Here is a 17,932-nt window from a genome sequence, read left to right as displayed (position 1 = left end):
TCTAGGTGATCACCGGCACGACGAAGGCGGTGTTGGCGAGGACGAGCCCGCCGATCGAGTCGAGCAGCGCCAGCTTGCCGAAGATCGAGTAGAGCGGCACCACCAGCATCGCCTCCGGCAGCATCTGCGTGGCGAAGAGCGCGAAGCCGAGCACCGCCATTCCGGCAAAGCGGAAGCGCGAGAGCGCATAGGCCGGCAGGATGGCGAGCAGGATGCTGAGCACGGTGGTGCCCGCTGCGACCAGGAAGCTGTTCCTGAGCCAGGTTGCCACCGGGATCGTGCCGAAGACCTCGCGGTAGACTCCCGCCTCCGACAGCCGCGGCAGGAGGTTCGGGCTGTCCGCGAAGAGCTCGGCCGAGGGCGTGAGCGAGGTGACGAGCATCCAGTAGATCGGGAAGACCGCGATCCCGAGCAGCGCCAGGACGGCGACGATGCGCAGGGTGGACGTCCAGGATTGGCCGCGCATCACCGCCTCCCCTGCGCCTTCTCGGACATCTGCGTGATCTTGAAGTAGATCAGCGTCACGACGATCGCGATCGTCAGACCGATCATGCCGATCGCCGCCGCCGTTCCGAGATCGCGATAGACGAAGCCGGTGCGGTAGAGCTCGATCACCAGCGTGTTGGTCGCGCCGATCGGCCCGCCCTGGGTCATCAGCCAGATCAGGTCGAAGCGGCGCAGCGACCAGATGGTGACGAAGAGCGCCAGCATGAGCACGGTGGGCTCGATCGTCGGCCAGACCGCGGTCCTGAAGACGTTGAGCCGCCCGGCGCCGTCGATGACCGCCGCCTCGCGCAACTCCTGCGGCACGCCTTGCAGCGCCGCGAGGATGACGACCGACGAGAAGGGGAAGATCTGCCAGACCGTGGTGATGAGGATCGCCGGCAGCGCGAGCGAGGGATTGTCGAGCCAGTTCTCCTCGGCAAAGGGCAGGTGCAGCGCCCCGAGCACGTGGTTGAAGATCCCGTACTGCGAGTTGAACATCCAGGTGAAGATCAGCGCGACCGCCACCGATGGCGCCGCCCAGGGCACGGTGACGAGGGCGCGCGCCACGCCGCGCCCGACGAAAGGCGAGTCGAGCAGCAGCGCCGCGCCGAGGCCGCAGCCGATCGCCAGCACGACGCAGGCGACGGTGTAGACCAGCGTGATCCACAGCACCCGCGGGAACTCGCCGGTCTCGAACAGGAAGGCGTAGTTCTCGAAGCCGACGAAGGGATTGTCGTTCGGGTTCAGCAGCGTGGTCGCGGTGAAGCTGAGGAAGAACTGCTGGACCAGCGGATAGAACTGGAAGAGCAGCAGGTAGAGGGCGATCGGCGCGGCGAAGAGGTAGGGCGTCCACCGGCTGCCTTCGAGCCTGGTGCGGCCGCTTCGTGCTTGTGCCATGAGACTTGTCCGGATGTGAGGGCTCCGCTCCCACGGCCGGGCGGCCGTGGGCTCGTGACATCGGAAAGGCGGAGGTGAGCGCGCCCGGAGGGCGCCGCGCTCAGTTGCGCAGGACCCGCCGCTCGACCAGCCGCTGGGCCTGGTCCATCGCCTCCTGCGGGTCGGCGCCGCCCTGCAGGACCTCGAGGACCTTCTCGAGCACCACCTGCTGAATCTCGGGGGTCTTGTCCTCGTGACCCATGACCAGTTGCGGCAGGGCCGTCTCCATCTGCTTGTCGTAGACGGCGAGCCAGGGCTGCTCGGCCTGCTCCTCCGGGGTCAGCTCCAGCACCGTGCCGACGCTCGTTCCCATCGCCTGCTGCAAGGCCTTCTGGTTCTCCGGCGCGTAGGCCCACGTGATGAAGGTCGCCGCCGCGTCCTTGTGCTGGGTGTTGGCGTTCACCGAGAGCATGGTCATGATCAGGCCCTGGGCCGGATCGGGGAACGGCGAGGGCGCGGCCGCGAAGGTGAGCTCGGGCGAGTTCTGGTGGAAGATCGCCGCCACGCCACCGTTGTCGATGTTCATGGCGATCTTGTTCTCCCAGAACATCCGGCGGTAGGTGGCCGCGTCGGCGCCCTTGGGAATGACCTCGGCGTCATAGACCGCCTTGTACGCCGCGACGCCCGCCACGACCTCGGGGCTGTTCAGCGTCAGGTTGCCGGCGTCGTCGCTCCAGCGTCTGCCATGGCCGAAGACGAAGTTGCAGAGATCCTGCCAGAAGCCCGCCCGCTCGGCCATGGTGGCCCGGAAGGCGAAGCCGTAGATGCCGTCCCTGGTGTGGTCCTTCGCCGCCTGCAGGAAGGCGTCGAACGTGGTCGGCGGCTCGGGCAGGATCGAGGTGTTGTAGAGGAGCGCGTAGCCGGTGATGTCGAAGAGCAGGCCGTACCGCTTGCCGTCGACCGGCAGGAAGCGGTCGGGAGGCATGAAGGCGTAGGCGCTTGTGTCGACGACCTCGTCGATGGGGAGGAGCCGCCCGGAGGGCGCAGCCGAGAAATAGTCGGTCTGGTCGAAGCGCACCAGGTCCGGCCCGCCGCCGCCGCCCATCTGGGTGAAGACGGTGTTGGCGAGGGTCGAGAACGGGATCGCGATCGGCTGGACCTCGACCTCGTCCTGGCTCCGGTTGAACGATTCGACCCAGGCCTTGGCCTTCTCGCCCCGGCCCGCCTCGGCGAAGACCGCCGCTGCGAAGGTGATGACGTCCTTGGAGAAAGCAGGCGCGGTGCAGACCAGGGTCGTGGCCGCGACGCCGCAGGCGAGAAGCGCGGAACGCGTGACGCGTCCCATGAAACGGGGTGTCATGCCGGTGTCTCTCTCCCTTTGTCCCGCATTTATCGAGCCGGCGCAGCGAGCATCCGATTCCTTGCGGTAGAAGTAGAATGTTGTGAAATTTCACAAAAGTCAATATCCATGTCGCAGAGACCCGGCGTGCCATCACCGCATTGATATTTCTCGTAAATATGGAAGCCATCGTTCGTCCGATCGCCGCACCCTAGGCAGGACGCGCCCGCCAGCCCGCGGGGACGGCGTGGCACAACGTCGACGCCTCATCGCAGCCATGGCGGCAGGCCGCCGGGCGCCCGGCCGGTCACGGCGGCTTCGACGCAGGCCGCCACGCTTCCGAAGCGGACAGCGCGGCCGGACAGGCCCGGTCCGTAGTGGGCGTACTTGCCCGAATTCGTCATGACCGTCCGCGTCCGGCCGGGAAAGACCGGCTCGGTGATCGAGCACCAGCAGAGGTCCGGGATGATCTCGACGCCAGATCGCTGGAGGGAGGCGTAGGCGCCCGCGGCCTGCAGGTCGGCGATGACCTGGCGGCCGGCTGTGACGATGGTCGCGACCCGCACGCTCCGGCCGGCCAGCGCCTCCGCGAGCGCCCGGCACTCGCCGATTGAGGCGTGGGGGCTGCCGATCGCGACGAGGTCGATCTCGTCGCTGCCCTGGTTGAGAAGCTGCCATCCCGCGGCCATGTCGGCGCGGGTGATCGTGGCGTGGTCGGCGTCGGGGGCGACGCGCGCCGCCTCGGGGGTGACGCCCGCGACGTGGAGCATCGGCGCGGCGGAGGTGGTGCCGAAGGCGGCGCAGAGGGCCTTGAGGTCGTCGCGGGAGGGCGCCGCGGCGGCGAGGCCGCGCAGGAGCGGGATGCGGTCGGGGGCGGCCTTGCCGGCGAGGTAGCCGACGAGGGGCCAGAAGGCGTCGTCGATCCGGGACGGCAGGTCGACGTCGACGATGCGGCGCGCCCGGCGGTCGGCGTCGAGGTAGACGCCGGCAAGCGGGGCGCGGCCGGTCAGGGCGATGCAGAGGTCGAGGAAGTCGGGGTGCTTCGCCGTGCGCGCGCCGAGGACGCTGTTGGCGAAGATGACGGCGTTCGATTCGGACCAGGCGATGGTCTCGCCTTCGGCCGGGGCGGTGTCGAGGAGGTAGGGCGCGCAGGTGAAGGTCGGGCGGCAGCCCATGCGGACATAGGCGTCGGCGAGACGCTGCGCGGGGCGGCCGAAGTCCGGGGGGACGCCCTGTCGCCGCCAGTTGGCGTGGTCGACGGAGATCGCGTTCATCGTGGTGGGAATGCGGACGCGGGCGCCGGTCGCGGCCATCCGCTCGGCGAAGGTGAGGTTGGCGGGGCTGGCGTAGATGCATCCGTCGATGTGGCCTTGGGTCACGTCGATCAGCCGGTCTGCGCCCTGCTGCATGGCCATGGCGCAGACGATGCGCATCGCCTGCCGCACGCCCTCTCCCTCCGCGCCCTCAAGCATCGCCCGGTCCTGCGCGGTCAGCGCCAGCCCGGCGGCCGCGGCGGGGGCGAGCGGGATCGACAGCGCGCCGGCCTCGACACGGGAGGCGGCGATCTCCGCGCGGGTTTCCCCGGCGAGGGCGGCGAAGGCGTCGGGCGAGAGCCGGACGACGGGGAGGGAGCGGCCGAACATCTCCGCGGCGACCAAGGCGCCGAGGGTCACGACATCCTCGGGCTCGCGGAAGACGAGGGCGGCGGGCGCACGACCGCTCAGGGCGAGGTCGAGGAGCACGCCCGACCCGGTGCAGGAGCCGCGGGTGGACGGCATCGTCAGGATCGCGCCGGTGATCGAGCGGCCGTGCAGCGGGTGGTGGGTGTCGATGACCCGGCCGGTGGCGGGGTCGACGCCGCCCCAGAAGCTCAGGGGCTCGTCGGTGGCGAGGATCGGGCCGGCAGCGACGCCGGCGAGGATGCTCCGGGCGGCGATGGTCATTTCACCACGAAACCGTGGGCGAAGGGGTCGCGGTCGTCGATGAAGATGGTGTTGATCCCGGTCATGCGCGCCCAGCCGGAGATGGAGGGGACGATGGCGGGGCGCCCGGCCACGGTGGTCGCGGCCTCGACCCGGCCCTTGAAGACCGAGCCGATGATGCTCTCGTGCCAGAACTCGTCGCCGACCGCGAGCTTGCCCTTGGCGGCGAGCTGGGCCATGCGGGCCGAGGTCCCGGTGCCGCAGGGCGAGCGGTCGATGGCCTTCTCGCCGTAAAAGACGGCGTTGCGGGCGTGGGCGCCGGCGACGGTGGGGGCGCCGGTCCACTCGATGTGGCTGAGGCCGTTGATCGCCGGGTGCTCGGGGTGGACGAACTCGTACTTCGCGTTCAGCGCCCGGCGGAGCTTCGGCGAGAGGCCGACGAGCTCGCCGGCGGTGAAGTCGGCCATGTCGCGGAAGTTCCTCTGCGGCTCGACGATGGCGTAGAAGTTGCCGCCATAGGCGACGTCCACCACGATCTCGCCGAGGCCCTCGACCTCGGCCGTCAGGCCCTCGGCATGGAGGAAGCCGGGGACGTTGGTCAGGCGGACCTCCTCGACGAAGCGGCCCTCCTGGCGGTAGCTGATCTCGACCCGTCCGGCGGGGGTCTCGATCGCGAGCCTGCCGGGCTCGCGGGGGGTGATGAGGCCGTTCTCGATCCCCATGGTGATGGTGCCGATGGTTCCGTGGCCGCACATGGGCAGGCAGCCGGAGGTCTCGATGAAGAGGATGGCGACGTCGCAGTCGTGCCGGGTCGGCGGGTAGAGGATCGACCCAGACATCATGTCGTGGCCGCGCGGCTCGTACATGAGGCCGGTGCGGATCCAGTCGTAGTCGCGCAGGAAGTGCGCGCGCTTCTCCAGCATGTCCGCGCCTTCGAGCCGCGGGCCGCCGCCGGAGACGAGGCGGACCGGATTGCCGCAGGTATGCCCGTCGATGCAGGAGAAGGTATGCACGGCCATGGCTCAGAACCTCTGCGGCGAGAAGGGGATAAGATCGATCGGCGGCTCAGCCCCGGTCACCAGGTCGGCGACGAGGCGGGCGGTGCCCGGCGACTGGGTCAGGCCGAGGTGGCCGTGGCCGAAGGCGTAGACCACCCGGCGCGAGGCGCGGGAGGCGCCGATGGCGGGCAGGCTGTCGGGAAGGGAAGGGCGGTGGCCCATCCACTGCACGCCGCCTTCGGGCTTCAGGCCGGGGAGAAAGGCCTGCGCCCTGGTCAGCATCGCCTCCGAGCGCTTGAAGTTGGGCGGAAGGTCGAGTCCGCCGAGCTCGACCGCTCCGCCCACGCGGACGCCGCTGGCCAGCCGGGTGACGACGAAGCCGTGGCCGCCGAAGGTGACCTGCGTTCTCACGTCGAAGGCGCCGTGCGGCAGGGTGGTGTTGTAGCCGCGCTCGGACTCGAGCGGGATCGTCTCGCCGAGGGACTTGGCGATGCGGTGCGAGAAGGCGCCGGCGGCGAGGACCACGCGGCCGGCGCGGCGCGTGCCGCCGTCCTTCGCCCGCACCTCCACCTCGGCCTCGAGGGGACGCAGCTCGGCGACCTCGACGCGCTCGAGCGCGCCGCCGGCGGCGCGGAAGCGGTCGGCGAGGGCGAGGGTGTAGAGCTTCGGGTCGGCGATCGAATACCAGTCGGGCGTGAAGGTGCCGTGCGTGAAGCGGGGCGAGAGGCCCGGCTGGATCTCGGCCATTTCCGGTGCGGTCAGGTGGCGGAAGGCGATGCCGTGATCGGCACGGGCCTGCCAGCTGGGGAGCGAGGCCTGGAGCTCGGCCTCGCTCTCGTAGACCTGCAGGTTGCCCTCCTTGCGCAGCATCTCCAGCGTGCCGGCCGCGGCCAGGAATGGCTCGAGCTCGGCCTTCGACAGATCCATCAGCGCCACCTGCGCGGCGGTCGAGCGTGCGACCCGCGCGGGGGAGCAGGCGCGCCAGAAGCGGTACATCCAGGGAGCGATCCTGAGCGCGTAGGCCGGCGGCACCGAGAGAGGGCCGAGCGGGTCGAGCAGCCAGCGGGGCGCCTTTCGCAGGATGCCCGGCGAGGCGAGCGGCAGGATGTCGGTGAAGGCGAAGGCCCCGGCGTTCCCGGCCGACGCGCCGGCCGCTGGCCCTTCGCGCTCCAGCACCGTGACCGAGAGGCCGCGGCCGAGGAGAGCGAGCGCCGCGGAGAGGCCCTGGACGCCCGCTCCGATGACGATCACGTCGGGCCGATCCTGCGTCATAGCTCACCTATCTCAATGACGGCTCAAGTTCATGCTTCGAAGGGCCTGGCTGCCGGAAGGACCGAAGCCACCGAGCTGCGGCGGCTCCTCCCGGAGGACCGATTCAGGAGCATGCGCTCGAGCCGAATCCGAGCGATACTCCCTTGAGCACCGATGGTGGCCTTGAATACAGTATGTATGCAGCAACGCAATCCATGGCGGGGAAAATTTGCCGTGAAAGAAGCCACCGTCGTGAGCATCGAGGCGCTGAGCGCCGTGGTCGAAGAGATTTTCGAGAAAGCCGGCCTTAGCCAGCGACAGGCCGCCGCCGTCGCGCGGACGATCACGGCCGGGGAGCGGGATGCCTGCAAGTCGCACGGGGTCTATCGGATCGAGGGATGCCTGCGGACGGTCAGGGCGGGGAAGGTCGCGCCGGAGGCGGAGCCGGCGCTGAGCGACGACGGGTCGGCGGTGATCCGGGTCGACGCCAAAGGGGGATTCTCTCCGCTGGCCTTCGAGATCGGCACGCCGGTGCTGGCCGACCGCGCGCACGAGCTCGGCCTCGCGGCGCTCGTCATCAACGGCTGCACGCATTTCTCCGCGCTCTGGCCCGAGGTCGAGGTGCTGACCGCCCGGGGGCTCGCTGCGCTGGCGATGTGCCCGAGCTACACGAGCGTCGCGCCGGCGGGGGGGAGCCGGGCGCTCTTCGGCACCAATCCCATCGCCTTCGGCTGGCCGCGGAAGGACGCCCCGCCCTACGTCTTCGACTTCGCCACCAGCGTCGTGGCGCGGGGCGAGATCGAGCTGCACCGGCGGGCGGGCAAGCCGTTGCCGGAGGGATGGGCGATCGACGCCGAGGGCAAGCCGACGACCGACCCGGAGGCCGCCCTGCAAGGGGCGCTCCTCCCCTTTGGCGGGCACAAGGGGTCGGCGATCTCGACGATGGTGGAACTGCTCGCCGGCGTGATGATCGGCGACCTGACCAGCCCGGAGTCGTTCGACCACCTCGGGTCGATGGACCTTCTCCCGCATCACGGCGAGCTGATCCTCGCCTTCGATCCGGCGCGGTTCGCGGCGGGGCGGGGCGATCCGCAGGCGCGGGCGGAGCAGCTCTTCGACGCCATCGTCGGCCTGGGGGCGAGGCTCCCCTCGCAGCGGCGCTTCGCGGCGCGGGCGCGGTCGGAGGCCGAGGGGGTGGCGCTGACCGCCGCGGAGGCCGAAATGCTGGAGCGGCTGCGGACGCGGGGCCTGGACGGGCTGTCCTGACGCGAAAAGGCCCTCCGCTTCCGGAGGGCCTCCGTTCTCACGAGCGTGCGCCGGGCCGGATCAGGCGGCGTAGCGCTTTACGTCGGGCTGCGTCGACCAGTTGGCGTACCAGGCGTCGAAGAGCGCGAGCTGGGCCTCGATGAAGCCGCGCTGGCTGTCCGAGAGGACGTCGGTCTCCATGAACTGGAGCGTGTACTCGGCGCACCCCCTCAGCACCATCATGTGCTTGAAGAAGAGCACGAGGTCCGGGCCAGCGTCGACCTTCGACAGCACGTGCAGCGCGTCGTCGAGCTCGACCGCCCGGCGACGGGCGTTGGCGTCGCCCCTGGCGGCGGCCTGGCAGAGCGCCGTCAGGTGCAGCACCTCCCGCGGCAGCACGTTGCCGATGCCGGTGATCGCGCCTCGCGCGCCGCAGTTGACGAAGCCGTGGTAGACCGCGGTGTCGACGCCGATCATCAGCGTGACGCCGTCGTCCTTCGAGGTGATGTGCTCGGCGGCGTAGGAGAGGTCGTCGTTGCCGCCGAACTCCTTGAAGCCGATCAGGTTCGGATGCTCGGCGCGGAGCGCGAAGAAGAGATCGGCACGGGTGGCGAAGCCGTAGTACGGGCTGTTGTAGATGACCGCCGGCAGGTCGGGCGCCGCAGCGAGGATCGCCTTGAAGTGGGCCTTCTGCGCCGCGATGACGCTGCCGCGCGACAGGACGCGCGGGATCACCATCAGACCCTTCGCCCCTACCTTCTGCGCGTGGGCGGCATGGGCGACGGCGGAGGCGGTGTTGACCGCGCCGGTGCCGACGATGACCGGAACGCCGGCGGCGACGAGGCGCTCGACCCCTTCCATCCGCTGCGCGTCGGTCAGGAGCGGCCAGTCGCCCATGGAGCCGCAGTAGACGACCGCCGACATGCCCAGCCCGACGAGCTCGACCGCCTTCCTGACCAGGGCGTCATAGTCCGGCGTGCGGTCGGCCTTGCAAGGGGTCATCAGGGCCGGGATCGTCCCGGTGAAGATGCCGGCGGTCATCTCTCTATCTCCTCTCAGGGGCGGGATTGGCGAATCCTCGGTGCATGAGCGACACCATACGCCTTGCATTTTATTTGTCGACACAAATCTGCGCCGATCAGGACGGCGCGCCCCGGTTTTCCTTCACGACCTCCAGGACCACGCTGGTCGACGTGTCGGCCACGTGGGGAAGGCTCGAGATTCGCTCCCCGAGCACGAGGCGATATCTGGCGATGTCCTCGGTCCGGACCTTGAGGAGGTAGTCGAAGCGTCCCGCGGTCATGTGGCACGCCTCGATTTCCGGAATGGACCGGACCGCCGGATTGAACGCCTTCAAGGCTTCGTCGCTGGTGGTCGAGAGCTTCACCTCGGTAAAGGCCACGTGGTGGAGACCCATCCGGCTCGGGTCGACGACCGCGCGGAAGCCTTGGATGAAGCCGTCCCTGACCAGCCGGCGAAAGCGTACGTGGCAGGGCGTGTTGCTCAGGCCGACCCTGGAGGCGAGCTCGGTGATCGTCATCCGGCCATCCTGGGAGAGCAGGTATCTTGCTCGTCCGCGACCCCGGGAGGGACTCTGCCACCAGATCGCTGCCGCCTTGGCCCACCGGCAACCGCATCGCCGTCGACGCCGTCGCCGGGATCCAGGCGGCGTTGGTCGGCCCGCCGGAATCTGTGGCCCGTCGCCTGATCTGGACGCGGAACTGGGAGGGCGATGGTCCCTTCGCAGGGGCTCTCATCGAAGGGGGCGAGGATGACGTGCGGAAAGTGACCCGCCGAATCGCCGCATTGCCGGAGCCGCTCGTCCTCGCGCAGTCGGCCACCTCGGCAGAACTCGCGTCAGGGGCGAGCGCCTACTGTCTCAGCTGGCTGCTGGAGGAGGTCTCGACCTCGATCAACACGGGCGGCGGCAGGAGGTGACGCCAGCCCCTTGGCCATTTCCTGAGCACGGTAAGCTACCGCCCGCTCGGGCCGGCAATGTGGACTTGCGCCTTTCGGCAGGACAACCCGCGCGAGGGTCGCACGGGCGCCGATGTGCTTTTTGCGATGCTGTTGACTTCACAGCGGCCGACTCGCGCAACTACCGATGTCAAGGGGTCCCGAACTGAAAGTCCCTTGACTCGAATCTGGGTCGCTCGTATGGTATATCGTATACGAAATAACCAACAACTCAGCAGGAGATGTGGATGAAGCTGCTTCATGTGGCTGGCGGGCTTGTCCTGGCCCTCGGCCTCGGTACTGCCGCGCAGGCCGACAAACTCGACGACGTCATCGCCTCGGGCACGCTTCGCTGCGCCGTGGTGCTCGACTTCCCGCCCATGGGTTCGCGGGACGCCTCGAACAATCCGATCGGCTTCGACGTCGACTATTGCAACGACCTCGCCGCGGCCCTCGGCGTGACGGCCGAGATCGTCGAGACGCCGTTCCCGCAGCGCATCCCGGCCCTGATGAGCGGTCAGGTGGACGTGGGCGTCGCCTCCACCTCCGACACGCTGGAGCGCGCCAAGACCGTCGGCTTCACCGTTCCGTACTTCGCCTTCGAGATGGCGGTCACCGCCAACGACAAGTCGGGCATCAAGTCCTTCGAGGACATGAAGGGCAAGACCGTCGGCGCCACCGCCGGCACCTACGAGGCGATCGCCCTCGAGGCCCAGGTCAAGGAATGGGGCGGCGGCGAGTTCCGGCCATACCAGACCCAGGCCGACGTCTTCCTCGCCGTGAGCCAGGGCCAGCTCGACGCCACGGTGTCGACCTCGACCGTCGCCCAGGCGAACGTCAAGACAGGCAACTTCCCCGGCATCTCCGTCGTCGGCACGGCGCCCTTCGACATCGACTACGTGGCGCTCTTCACCAACCGCGAGGAGGCCGGCTTCATCAACTACCTCAACCTCTTCATCAACCAGCAGGTCCGCACCGGCCGCTATGCCGAGCTCTACGAGAAGTGGGTCGGCGGCGAGGCCCCGAGCCTGGTGGTGCCGAACGTCTACCGCTGATCGCTCCTGGCGCTGCGGCACGTCCGCAGCGCCAGCCCGCTTTGCGCAGCCAGGAGGCGGTCCGGCATGTTCTCATACACGTTCCAATGGAAGCAGGCCTTCGCCAAGCTTCCGCAGATGCTCGACGGCGCGCTCGTGACCATGGAGATCGCGCTGCTGTCGATGGCGCTCGGCATCCTGCTCGCGATCATGCTGACGGGCTTCCGGCTCTCCGGAAACCGGGTGCTTTCGGGCATCGCGCGAACCTGGGTCGAGATCGCCCGCAATACCCCTGCGCTCTTCCAGATCTACATGGCGCATTTCGGGCTCGCGAGCTTCGGGGTGCATCTGAGCCCCTTCGTCTCGCTCCTCGTCGGCATCACGTTCAACAACGCCGGATACCTGGCGGAGAACTTCCGCGGCGCCCTGAAGGCGATCCCGGACACCCAGGCCCGCGCCGGCCGGTCGCTCGGCATGACTCCCCGCCAGGCCTTCGGCTACATCGTCCTGCCGCAGATGCTGCGCATCTCCTTCCTGCCGATGACCAACCAGATGGTCTGGGCCATCCTGATGACCTCGCTCGGCGTGACCGTCGGGATGAACCGCGACCTCTACGGCGTCACCCAGGATCTGAACGCCCTGACCTTCAGGACCTTCGAGCTCTTCGCGCTCGCCGGCGCCATCTTCTACGTGATCGTCAAGATCATCCAGACGGGCGCGGCGCTGATCGCCCGCCGCCTGTTCCGGTACTGAGGAGAGGACCCCGCCATGTTCGACACCTCCCTCACCTCCGCCGACCTGCTCTTCCTCGCCAGGGGCGCGGGGATGACCCTGCTCGTCACCGCGATCTCGGTCGCCCTCGGCACCATCCTCGGCATCGTCTTCGGCGTATTCCGGCTCCAGGTCGGTCCCTGGTGGGCCGCCCCCGTCACCTTCGTCCTCGACATCTTCCGGTCGATCCCGCTCCTCATCCAGCTGGTGCTGACCAACGCCTTTCTCGGAATGGTCCTCAAGCTGAAGATCTCGGGCTTCACCGTCGCCTGCGCGGTGCTGACGCTCTACACCGCGGCCTATTGCGCCGAGATCGTGCGCGGCGCCATCGATTCGGTCCCGGCCACGACCCGCCGCGCGGCGCGATCGCTCGGCATGACCTGGTGGCAGGACATGGCGAACATCGTCACGCCGCTGGCGACCCGCGTCGCCCTGCCTTCCTGGATCGGCCTCGCGCTCGGGGTGATGAAGGACTCGGCGCTCGTCTACATCGTGCAGGTGACGGAGCTGCTGAAGGCCACCCAGATCCTCATCACCCGCCTGCAGGAGCCGCTCCTCCTGCTGATGATCTGCGGTCTCTTCTACTTCGTCATCAGCTTTCCCCTCGCCCGCTTCGGCGGCTACCTCGAAAAGCGGTGGTCCAATGATTGAGATCGAGAACGTTCACAAATCCTTCGGGGCGCTGGAGGTCCTCAAGGGGATCGACCTCACGGTCGGCAAGGGCGAGGTCCTCACCATCATCGGCGGCTCCGGCTCGGGCAAGTCGACGCTTCTCACCTGCATCAACGGTCTCGAGCCGATCAACTCCGGCCGGATCGTCGTCGACGGCACCGAGGTCCATGCCAGGTCCACCAACCTCAACAAGCTGCGCCAGAAGATCGGCATCGTCTTCCAGCAGTGGAACGCCTTCCCGCACCTGACGGTGCTCGAGAACGTCATGCTCGCGCCCCGCAAGGTGCTCGGCCAGTCGCAGGCCGAGGCCGAGGCGATGGCGGTGAAGCAGCTGACCCACGTCGGGCTGGCCGAGAAGCTGAACGTCTACCCCGCGCGCCTCTCCGGCGGCCAGCAGCAACGCATGGCGATCGCCCGCGCGCTCGCCATGTCGCCGAACTACATGCTGTTCGACGAGGTGACGTCGGCGCTCGACCCGCAACTGGTGGGCGAGGTGCTCGACACGCTGCGCATGCTGGCGTCGGAAGGCATGACGATGATCTGCGTCACCCACGAGATGAAGTTCGCCCGCGAGGTCTCCGACCGGGTCGCCTTCTTCCACAAGGGGGTGATGGCCGAGATCGCGCCGCCGGCGGACCTGTTCGGGTCACCCAAGGACCCGGAACTCCAGGCGTTCCTCGCTGCCACGCGCTAGCCCGACTAGGCCCGGGCAGGGCATCGCTTATCAAGAAGCCAAAGGCGACCGACCCATGAAAATCAAGTCCATTGAAATCTACGGGTACAAGCTCACCTATGCGCACGGCGAATATGTGATGTCGGGCGGACGCGCCGCGACCCATCAGCATTCCACCCTGGTTCGTATCATCACGGATGATGGCCAGGAAGGCTGGGGCGAAACAGCCACGCTTTCAGGCACATACCTTCCGACGTTCCACGGCAGCACACGCGCTGCGCTCGAGGAGCTCGCGCCGAACCTGATCGGACTGGATCCGACTAATATCGGCCGCGTCGGCCGGACGATGAACGGAGTCCTGATGGGACATGCCAACGCGAAAAGCGCGGTCGACATCGCCTGCTGGGACTTGTTCGGCAAGTCGGTCAATCTTCCTGTCTCTGCCTTGCTGGGGGGCGTGCAACTGGAAAGCTTCCCGCTCTATGAAGCAGTCCCTTTGGCAACCCCTGAGCAAATGGCGGAATATGTCGCGACGCGCGGAGGGGCAGGCATCCGTCGTTTCCAGCTCAAAGTCGGGAACGATCCCTATGACGACGCTGCGCGCAGCCGCGCTGTCATGGAGGCAGCTGCAGACGATATGGTGATCATCGCCGACTCGAACGGCGGCTGGAACCTGCAGTCCGCCATCATCGCTGTCAGGCTGATGGAGGACCTCGACCTCTACGTCGAGCAGCCCTGCCGGGATACGGCCGACTGCGCGATCGTCAAGTCCATGACCACTCTTCCTCTGATCATGGACGAAACCGTGGTGACCGCCGCAGATCTTTACCGCGCGAAATACGAAGCCAGGGCCGGATCGATCAACATCAAGCTGGGCCGTGTCGGAGGCATCAGCGCCGCCGTCGCCATGCGCAACCAGGCACAGGACCTGGCCATGACCTTCTGTATTGAGGATATGTGGGGTGGCGACGTCATCTCGGCTGCGGTCGCCCATGTCGCTGCAAGCTCGTTGCCGGAATCCTTGTTGCATGCGTCGTTCTTCAACGATTGGACCAACGAACACGTCGCCGGCTACCAGCCCCGTTCCAGCCGAGGAATGGGTTCGGCTCCGACGGGCGCAGGGCTCGGCATCGAGGTCGACCGCTCGATGCTCGGCGAACCCCTGGCCGCATTTTCCTGACCGGGCAGCCCAAACGACCGCCAACCGGGGCTTGCGCTCAGTCGTCACCAGAACTTCGAAATAAGTGTACATCCGATGCGCTCATCCAAGATCATTCACGTTGTCAGTTGCCATGCTGAAGGCGAAGTCGGCGACGTCATCGTCGGTGGGGTCGCGCCGCCACCCGGCGATACGGTCTGGGACCAGTCGCGCTGGATCGCCGCGGACGAGACGCTGCGAAACTTCGTGCTGAACGAGCCGCGCGGCGGGGTCTTCCGCCACGTCAATCTCCTCGTGCCGCCGAAGGATCCGCGGGCGCTGATGGGGTGGATCATCATGGAACCCTCCGACACGCCGCCGATGTCGGGCTCCAACTCGATCTGCGTCTCCACGGTGCTGCTCGACACCGGCATCGTGCCGATGACCGAACCGGTGACGCGGATGGTTCTCGAGCCTCCCGGCGGCATCATCGAGGTCGAAGCCGAGTGCCGGGGCGGCAAGGCCGAGCGCATCACCGTGAAGAACGTCCCCTCCTTCGCCGCGCGGCTCGACGCACCGCTCGAGGTCGAGGGGATCGGCACCCTGACCGTCGACACCGCCTACGGCGGCGACAGCTTCGTCATCGTCGACGCCGCCTCGGTCGGCCTCGCCATCGCGCCGGACCAGGCCCGGGATCTCGCGCAGACCGGCATGCGGATCACCAGGGCGGCGAACGAGCAGCTCGGCTTTCGGCACCCGGCCAACGACTGGAACCACATCTCCTTCTGCCAGTTCACGAACCCGCTCTCCGTCGAGGATGGCGTTTTCGTCGGCAAGAACGCCGTCGCCATCAGGCCCGGCAAGATCGACCGCTCCCCGACCGGGACCGGCTGCTCGGCGCGGATGGCGGTCCTGCACGCCAGGGGCGTGATGAAGGTCGGCGACAGGTTCACGGGCAGGTCGATCATCGACACCGAATTCCACTGCCGCATCGACGGCGCGCTCGACATCAACGGGACGCCGGGGATCAGCCCGATCATCTCGGGTCGTGCCTGGGTGGTGGGGACCCAACAGCTGATGGTCGATCCGGACGATCCCTTTCCGGCAGGCTATCGCCTGTCCGACACGTGGCCGACCGAGTTGTAGAAGGGCGCCATTCGATGCCGATCGTCAGGATAGAGCTGTTCCCCGGCAGGAGCTCGCAGGCGAAGCTCGAGGTGGCCAGGGCGATTACGCGCGCCCTGCAAGACATCGCCGGCGTGAGCCCGGAAAGCACGACGGTCATGTTCACCGAGGTTTCGCCGGCGGATTGGGTGGTGGCCGGTCAGCCGCTCGGCCCCGAGCGATTCCCCTGATCCACCGGAACGCGACCCCGCCCGGCCGGTCGTCGGGGCGCCGCCCCCGACTTTCGCCGCCTGAAGGTGCGCGAGCAAGGAGAGCCGCGATGCCGCTTCCTGCAGCTCAGGTCATCAACCTCGGAGAGTCACCCAGCGCGTCAGATATCATCCTGAAGTACTTGAGGAACGTCATCACCGACGGGTCGCTCGACGAGGGCGAGCCGATCCGGCAGGACGATGTCGCGCGCCTGTTCAGCGTCAGCAAGATCCCGGTCCGGGAGGCGCTGAAGCGCCTCGAGGCCGAGGGTCTGGTGGAGTTCCATCGCAACCGTGGCGCGATCGTCACCAGCGTCTCCGCGCCGGAGATCGTCCAGATATTCGAGGTCCGCGCCATCCTTGAATCGGAGGCGATCAAGCTGTCGCTTCCACACATGAACAGCGCGACCTTCGAGCGCGCGCAGACATTCTGCGATGCATTCGCCCGGGAGACCGACGTGCGACGATGGGCCGAGCTGAACTGGCAGTTTCACAGCTGCCTCTACGACGATGCCGAGCGGCCGTTTCTCGTCAGCACCATACGCTCGGTCAACGACCGCCTCGAACGATACCTCAGGTTGCAGCTCAGCCTTTCGAGAGGTCAGGAGACGGCGGACGTCGAACATCGAGGAATACTCGCCGCATGCATCGAGAGGGACGCGGAGCTGGCCGGGAAACTGCTGTTCGAGCACATAATGAGCGCCTGCCGGTCTCTCCTCGACAACCTTCCCAAGTACCGCGGGGAGCCCAGAGCTTCGTGATCGCGCTTGCCACTGGATGGCGATTGCGTTCCGGCGACCTCGATGGCCCAGCTCGTTCCGAGCGGGTTTGGATTGTGTCTCCGATCGATCGTCAGCTACGCTCAGGTCCGCGGAGCGAGGACGGGCATGAGCGACGGATCAGCAACGGCACTGTCAGAGCGGAAGCGCGGCCAGGGGGTGAAGCTCGTCTACCAGATGCTGCGCGACGACATCCTCAACCTCGTCCTGCTCCCCGGCAGTCCGATTGACGAGATACAGCTTGCCGAGCAGTTCTCCATGTCGCGCACGCCGATCCGTGAGGCGCTGGTGCGTCTGGCCGGAGAGGGCCTGGTCCAGACCCTTCCAAACCGCTCGACGATCGTGTCCAACATCGACTTCGTCAATCTGAATCAGTTCTTCGACGCGATCACCCTGATGTACAGGGTCACGACGCGCCTGGCCGCGCAGAACCGCACCGATCCGGACCTGGAGACCATCCGGGCGCGCCAAGCGGACTTCGTTCGGGCGGTGGAAGCGCAGGACGCCCTGGCGATGATCTCTGCCAATCGCGACTTCCATGCCGCCATAGCGGAGGCCGGACGCAACCAGTACTATACTGGCCTGTTCTGCAGGTTGCTGGACGACGGGCGCAGGATCATGCGCATTTATTACTACTCGTCCTATGACGATCGCCTGCCGATGCGCTATGTCGAGGAGCATGACCTTATGATTGCGACCATCGACGCCCGAGATGTGGAGGCTGCGGACCGCCTGGCGACGACGCACGCCGATCAGATCGTCGAGCAGATCCAGCAGATGATCACGCGCGACCAACGACAGGAAATTTCTCTGAACCGCGCCCGGTAGTTCCGGCGCGTCGGCGGGATGGCCTCCTCGGTGACCCCGAGCAATGTCGGCGGGAATGCCGGCGCCGATGGCGAAGCTCGCGGCGAGCCGGTCGGCGGCGGGGCCGCCCATGAGGCCGTTGCCGCCCTGGCCAGCGAGCCAGACGAAGCCCGGCGCCTTGGGGTCGAGACCTATGACGGGCTCGTGATCGGGGCGAAGGTGCGAAGGCCCCTCCCATTTATGCTTGACCGAACGCACCTGCATCGTGGTGAGGTCTCGATGCGGTCGATGGCAATCGCCACCTCGAGTTCGTCGGCCTGGGCGTCGCAGGCGCCATGTCGACCGGCGAGACCACGATCCGCCCGGCCTTGGGCTTGAAGTAGAAGGTCTGGGCGGCGTCGAAGGTCATCTGCCAGCGGCGGATGTCGCTGCCGGCGGGCGGCTCGAGCACCCCGCGGTGCGCGGGAAGGGCACCACGTTGCGGTAGGTGTCAATCGGCGCGCAAACTCGACCCCCGATCGGCGTCCAATTTTAACCCCCTTGTCCAGTTAGAGAGACGGGCCTGACGCGCGGGAGCTATCCTACGGCGCAGGCGCGTCAGGCCCGTCTCTG

Annotated in this window: 19 protein-coding genes; 11 read left to right on the top strand and 8 right to left on the bottom strand. The window is 67.7% G+C overall.

The window, feature by feature from the left end:
- Position 1 precedes the first annotated feature (1 nt).
- The 6 genes from KBB57_RS14300 to KBB57_RS14275 form a co-directional block, all read right to left on the bottom strand.
- Positions 2 to 466 carry a hypothetical protein gene (locus tag KBB57_RS14300; RefSeq protein ID WP_290751445.1) on the bottom strand — a complete coding sequence of 155 codons (465 nt, stop codon included), beginning with the start codon at positions 464 to 466 and terminating at the stop codon, positions 2 to 4.
- Positions 466 to 1,383: a carbohydrate ABC transporter permease gene (locus KBB57_RS14295; protein WP_290751442.1), complete on the bottom strand. Its 918-nt coding sequence runs from the start codon at positions 1,381 to 1,383 to the stop codon at positions 466 to 468. The genes KBB57_RS14300 and KBB57_RS14295 overlap by 1 nt, the downstream gene beginning before the upstream one ends.
- Before the next feature lie 100 nt (positions 1,384 to 1,483).
- The gene (locus tag KBB57_RS14290; protein ID WP_290751440.1) at positions 1,484 to 2,707 is read right to left on the bottom strand and encodes a sugar ABC transporter substrate-binding protein; all 1,224 of its coding nucleotides are present in this window, start codon (positions 2,705 to 2,707) and stop codon (positions 1,484 to 1,486) included.
- Between the two features lie 260 nt (positions 2,708 to 2,967).
- Entirely contained in the window at positions 2,968 to 4,644 is a 1,677-nt protein-coding gene (locus KBB57_RS14285; protein WP_290751437.1) for an aconitase family protein, read from the bottom strand.
- The gene (locus tag KBB57_RS14280) at positions 4,641 to 5,642 is read right to left on the bottom strand and encodes a 4-hydroxyproline epimerase (protein ID WP_290751435.1); all 1,002 of its coding nucleotides are present in this window, start codon (positions 5,640 to 5,642) and stop codon (positions 4,641 to 4,643) included. Before KBB57_RS14280 ends, KBB57_RS14285 begins: the two co-directional genes overlap by 4 nt.
- Positions 5,643 to 5,645: 3 nt before the next feature.
- Positions 5,646 to 6,893 (bottom strand): FAD-binding oxidoreductase, encoded by a 1,248-nt coding sequence (locus KBB57_RS14275; RefSeq protein WP_290751432.1) that lies wholly within the window; start codon positions 6,891 to 6,893, stop codon positions 5,646 to 5,648.
- A 213-nt stretch (positions 6,894 to 7,106) separates the two neighbouring features.
- On the opposite strand from KBB57_RS14275, the gene KBB57_RS14270 reads away from it, so the two are divergent.
- Positions 7,107 to 8,138, top strand: coding sequence for an Ldh family oxidoreductase (locus KBB57_RS14270; RefSeq protein ID WP_290751430.1), 1,032 nt, complete (start codon positions 7,107 to 7,109; stop codon positions 8,136 to 8,138).
- A gap of 60 nt (positions 8,139 to 8,198) precedes the next feature.
- Here the strand turns inward: KBB57_RS14270 and KBB57_RS14265 are convergent, their stop codons facing one another.
- Both KBB57_RS14265 and KBB57_RS14260 read right to left on the bottom strand, forming a co-directional pair.
- Positions 8,199 to 9,158 carry a dihydrodipicolinate synthase family protein gene (locus tag KBB57_RS14265; RefSeq protein WP_290751428.1) on the bottom strand — a complete coding sequence of 320 codons (960 nt, stop codon included), beginning with the start codon at positions 9,156 to 9,158 and terminating at the stop codon, positions 8,199 to 8,201.
- A gap of 97 nt (positions 9,159 to 9,255) precedes the next feature.
- Complete coding sequence (locus KBB57_RS14260) at positions 9,256 to 9,678, bottom strand: Lrp/AsnC family transcriptional regulator (protein ID WP_367272703.1); 423 nt, start codon at positions 9,676 to 9,678, stop codon at positions 9,256 to 9,258.
- A 5-nt stretch (positions 9,679 to 9,683) separates the two neighbouring features.
- Between KBB57_RS14260 and KBB57_RS14255 the strand changes: the two genes are divergently transcribed.
- The 10 genes from KBB57_RS14255 to KBB57_RS14210 all read left to right on the top strand — a co-directional run bounded on the left by KBB57_RS14255 (position 9,684) and on the right by KBB57_RS14210 (position 17,341).
- A complete protein-coding gene (locus KBB57_RS14255) occupies positions 9,684 to 10,055 on the top strand; it encodes a hypothetical protein (RefSeq protein WP_290751426.1) in 372 nt (123 codons plus the stop codon).
- 266 nt (positions 10,056 to 10,321) lie between these two features.
- Positions 10,322 to 11,128, top strand: a complete 807-nt coding sequence (locus KBB57_RS14250; protein ID WP_290751423.1) for a transporter substrate-binding domain-containing protein — start codon at positions 10,322 to 10,324, stop codon at positions 11,126 to 11,128.
- Positions 11,129 to 11,194: 66 nt separating this feature from the next.
- Positions 11,195 to 11,860, top strand: coding sequence for an amino acid ABC transporter permease (locus KBB57_RS14245; protein ID WP_290751419.1), 666 nt, complete (start codon positions 11,195 to 11,197; stop codon positions 11,858 to 11,860).
- Between the two features lie 15 nt (positions 11,861 to 11,875).
- Positions 11,876 to 12,529, top strand: a complete 654-nt coding sequence (locus tag KBB57_RS14240) for an amino acid ABC transporter permease (RefSeq protein WP_290751416.1) — start codon at positions 11,876 to 11,878, stop codon at positions 12,527 to 12,529.
- Positions 12,522 to 13,244, top strand: coding sequence for an amino acid ABC transporter ATP-binding protein (locus tag KBB57_RS14235; protein WP_290751414.1), 723 nt, complete (start codon positions 12,522 to 12,524; stop codon positions 13,242 to 13,244). Before KBB57_RS14240 ends, KBB57_RS14235 begins: the two co-directional genes overlap by 8 nt.
- Positions 13,245 to 13,299: 55 nt before the next feature.
- Positions 13,300 to 14,403, top strand: coding sequence for a mandelate racemase/muconate lactonizing enzyme family protein (locus KBB57_RS14230; protein ID WP_290751411.1), 1,104 nt, complete (start codon positions 13,300 to 13,302; stop codon positions 14,401 to 14,403).
- Positions 14,404 to 14,478: 75 nt separating this feature from the next.
- A complete protein-coding gene (locus KBB57_RS14225; RefSeq protein WP_290751408.1) occupies positions 14,479 to 15,507 on the top strand; it encodes a proline racemase family protein in 1,029 nt (342 codons plus the stop codon).
- A gap of 14 nt (positions 15,508 to 15,521) precedes the next feature.
- Positions 15,522 to 15,716, top strand: coding sequence for a 4-oxalocrotonate tautomerase family protein (locus tag KBB57_RS14220; RefSeq protein WP_290751406.1), 195 nt, complete (start codon positions 15,522 to 15,524; stop codon positions 15,714 to 15,716).
- 89 nt (positions 15,717 to 15,805) lie between these two features.
- Positions 15,806 to 16,495: a GntR family transcriptional regulator gene (locus KBB57_RS14215; protein ID WP_290751404.1), complete on the top strand. Its 690-nt coding sequence runs from the start codon at positions 15,806 to 15,808 to the stop codon at positions 16,493 to 16,495.
- 126 nt (positions 16,496 to 16,621) lie between these two features.
- Positions 16,622 to 17,341 (top strand): GntR family transcriptional regulator, encoded by a 720-nt coding sequence (locus tag KBB57_RS14210; RefSeq protein WP_290751402.1) that lies wholly within the window; start codon positions 16,622 to 16,624, stop codon positions 17,339 to 17,341.
- Positions 17,342 to 17,932 lie beyond the last annotated feature (591 nt).

This window comes from Amaricoccus sp. (assembly GCF_017993425.1).
GTDB lineage: Bacteria > Pseudomonadota > Alphaproteobacteria > Rhodobacterales > Rhodobacteraceae > Amaricoccus.
Note: the sequence above shows the minus strand (reverse complement) of the source record. Positions and strands in the feature narration are given on the sequence as shown.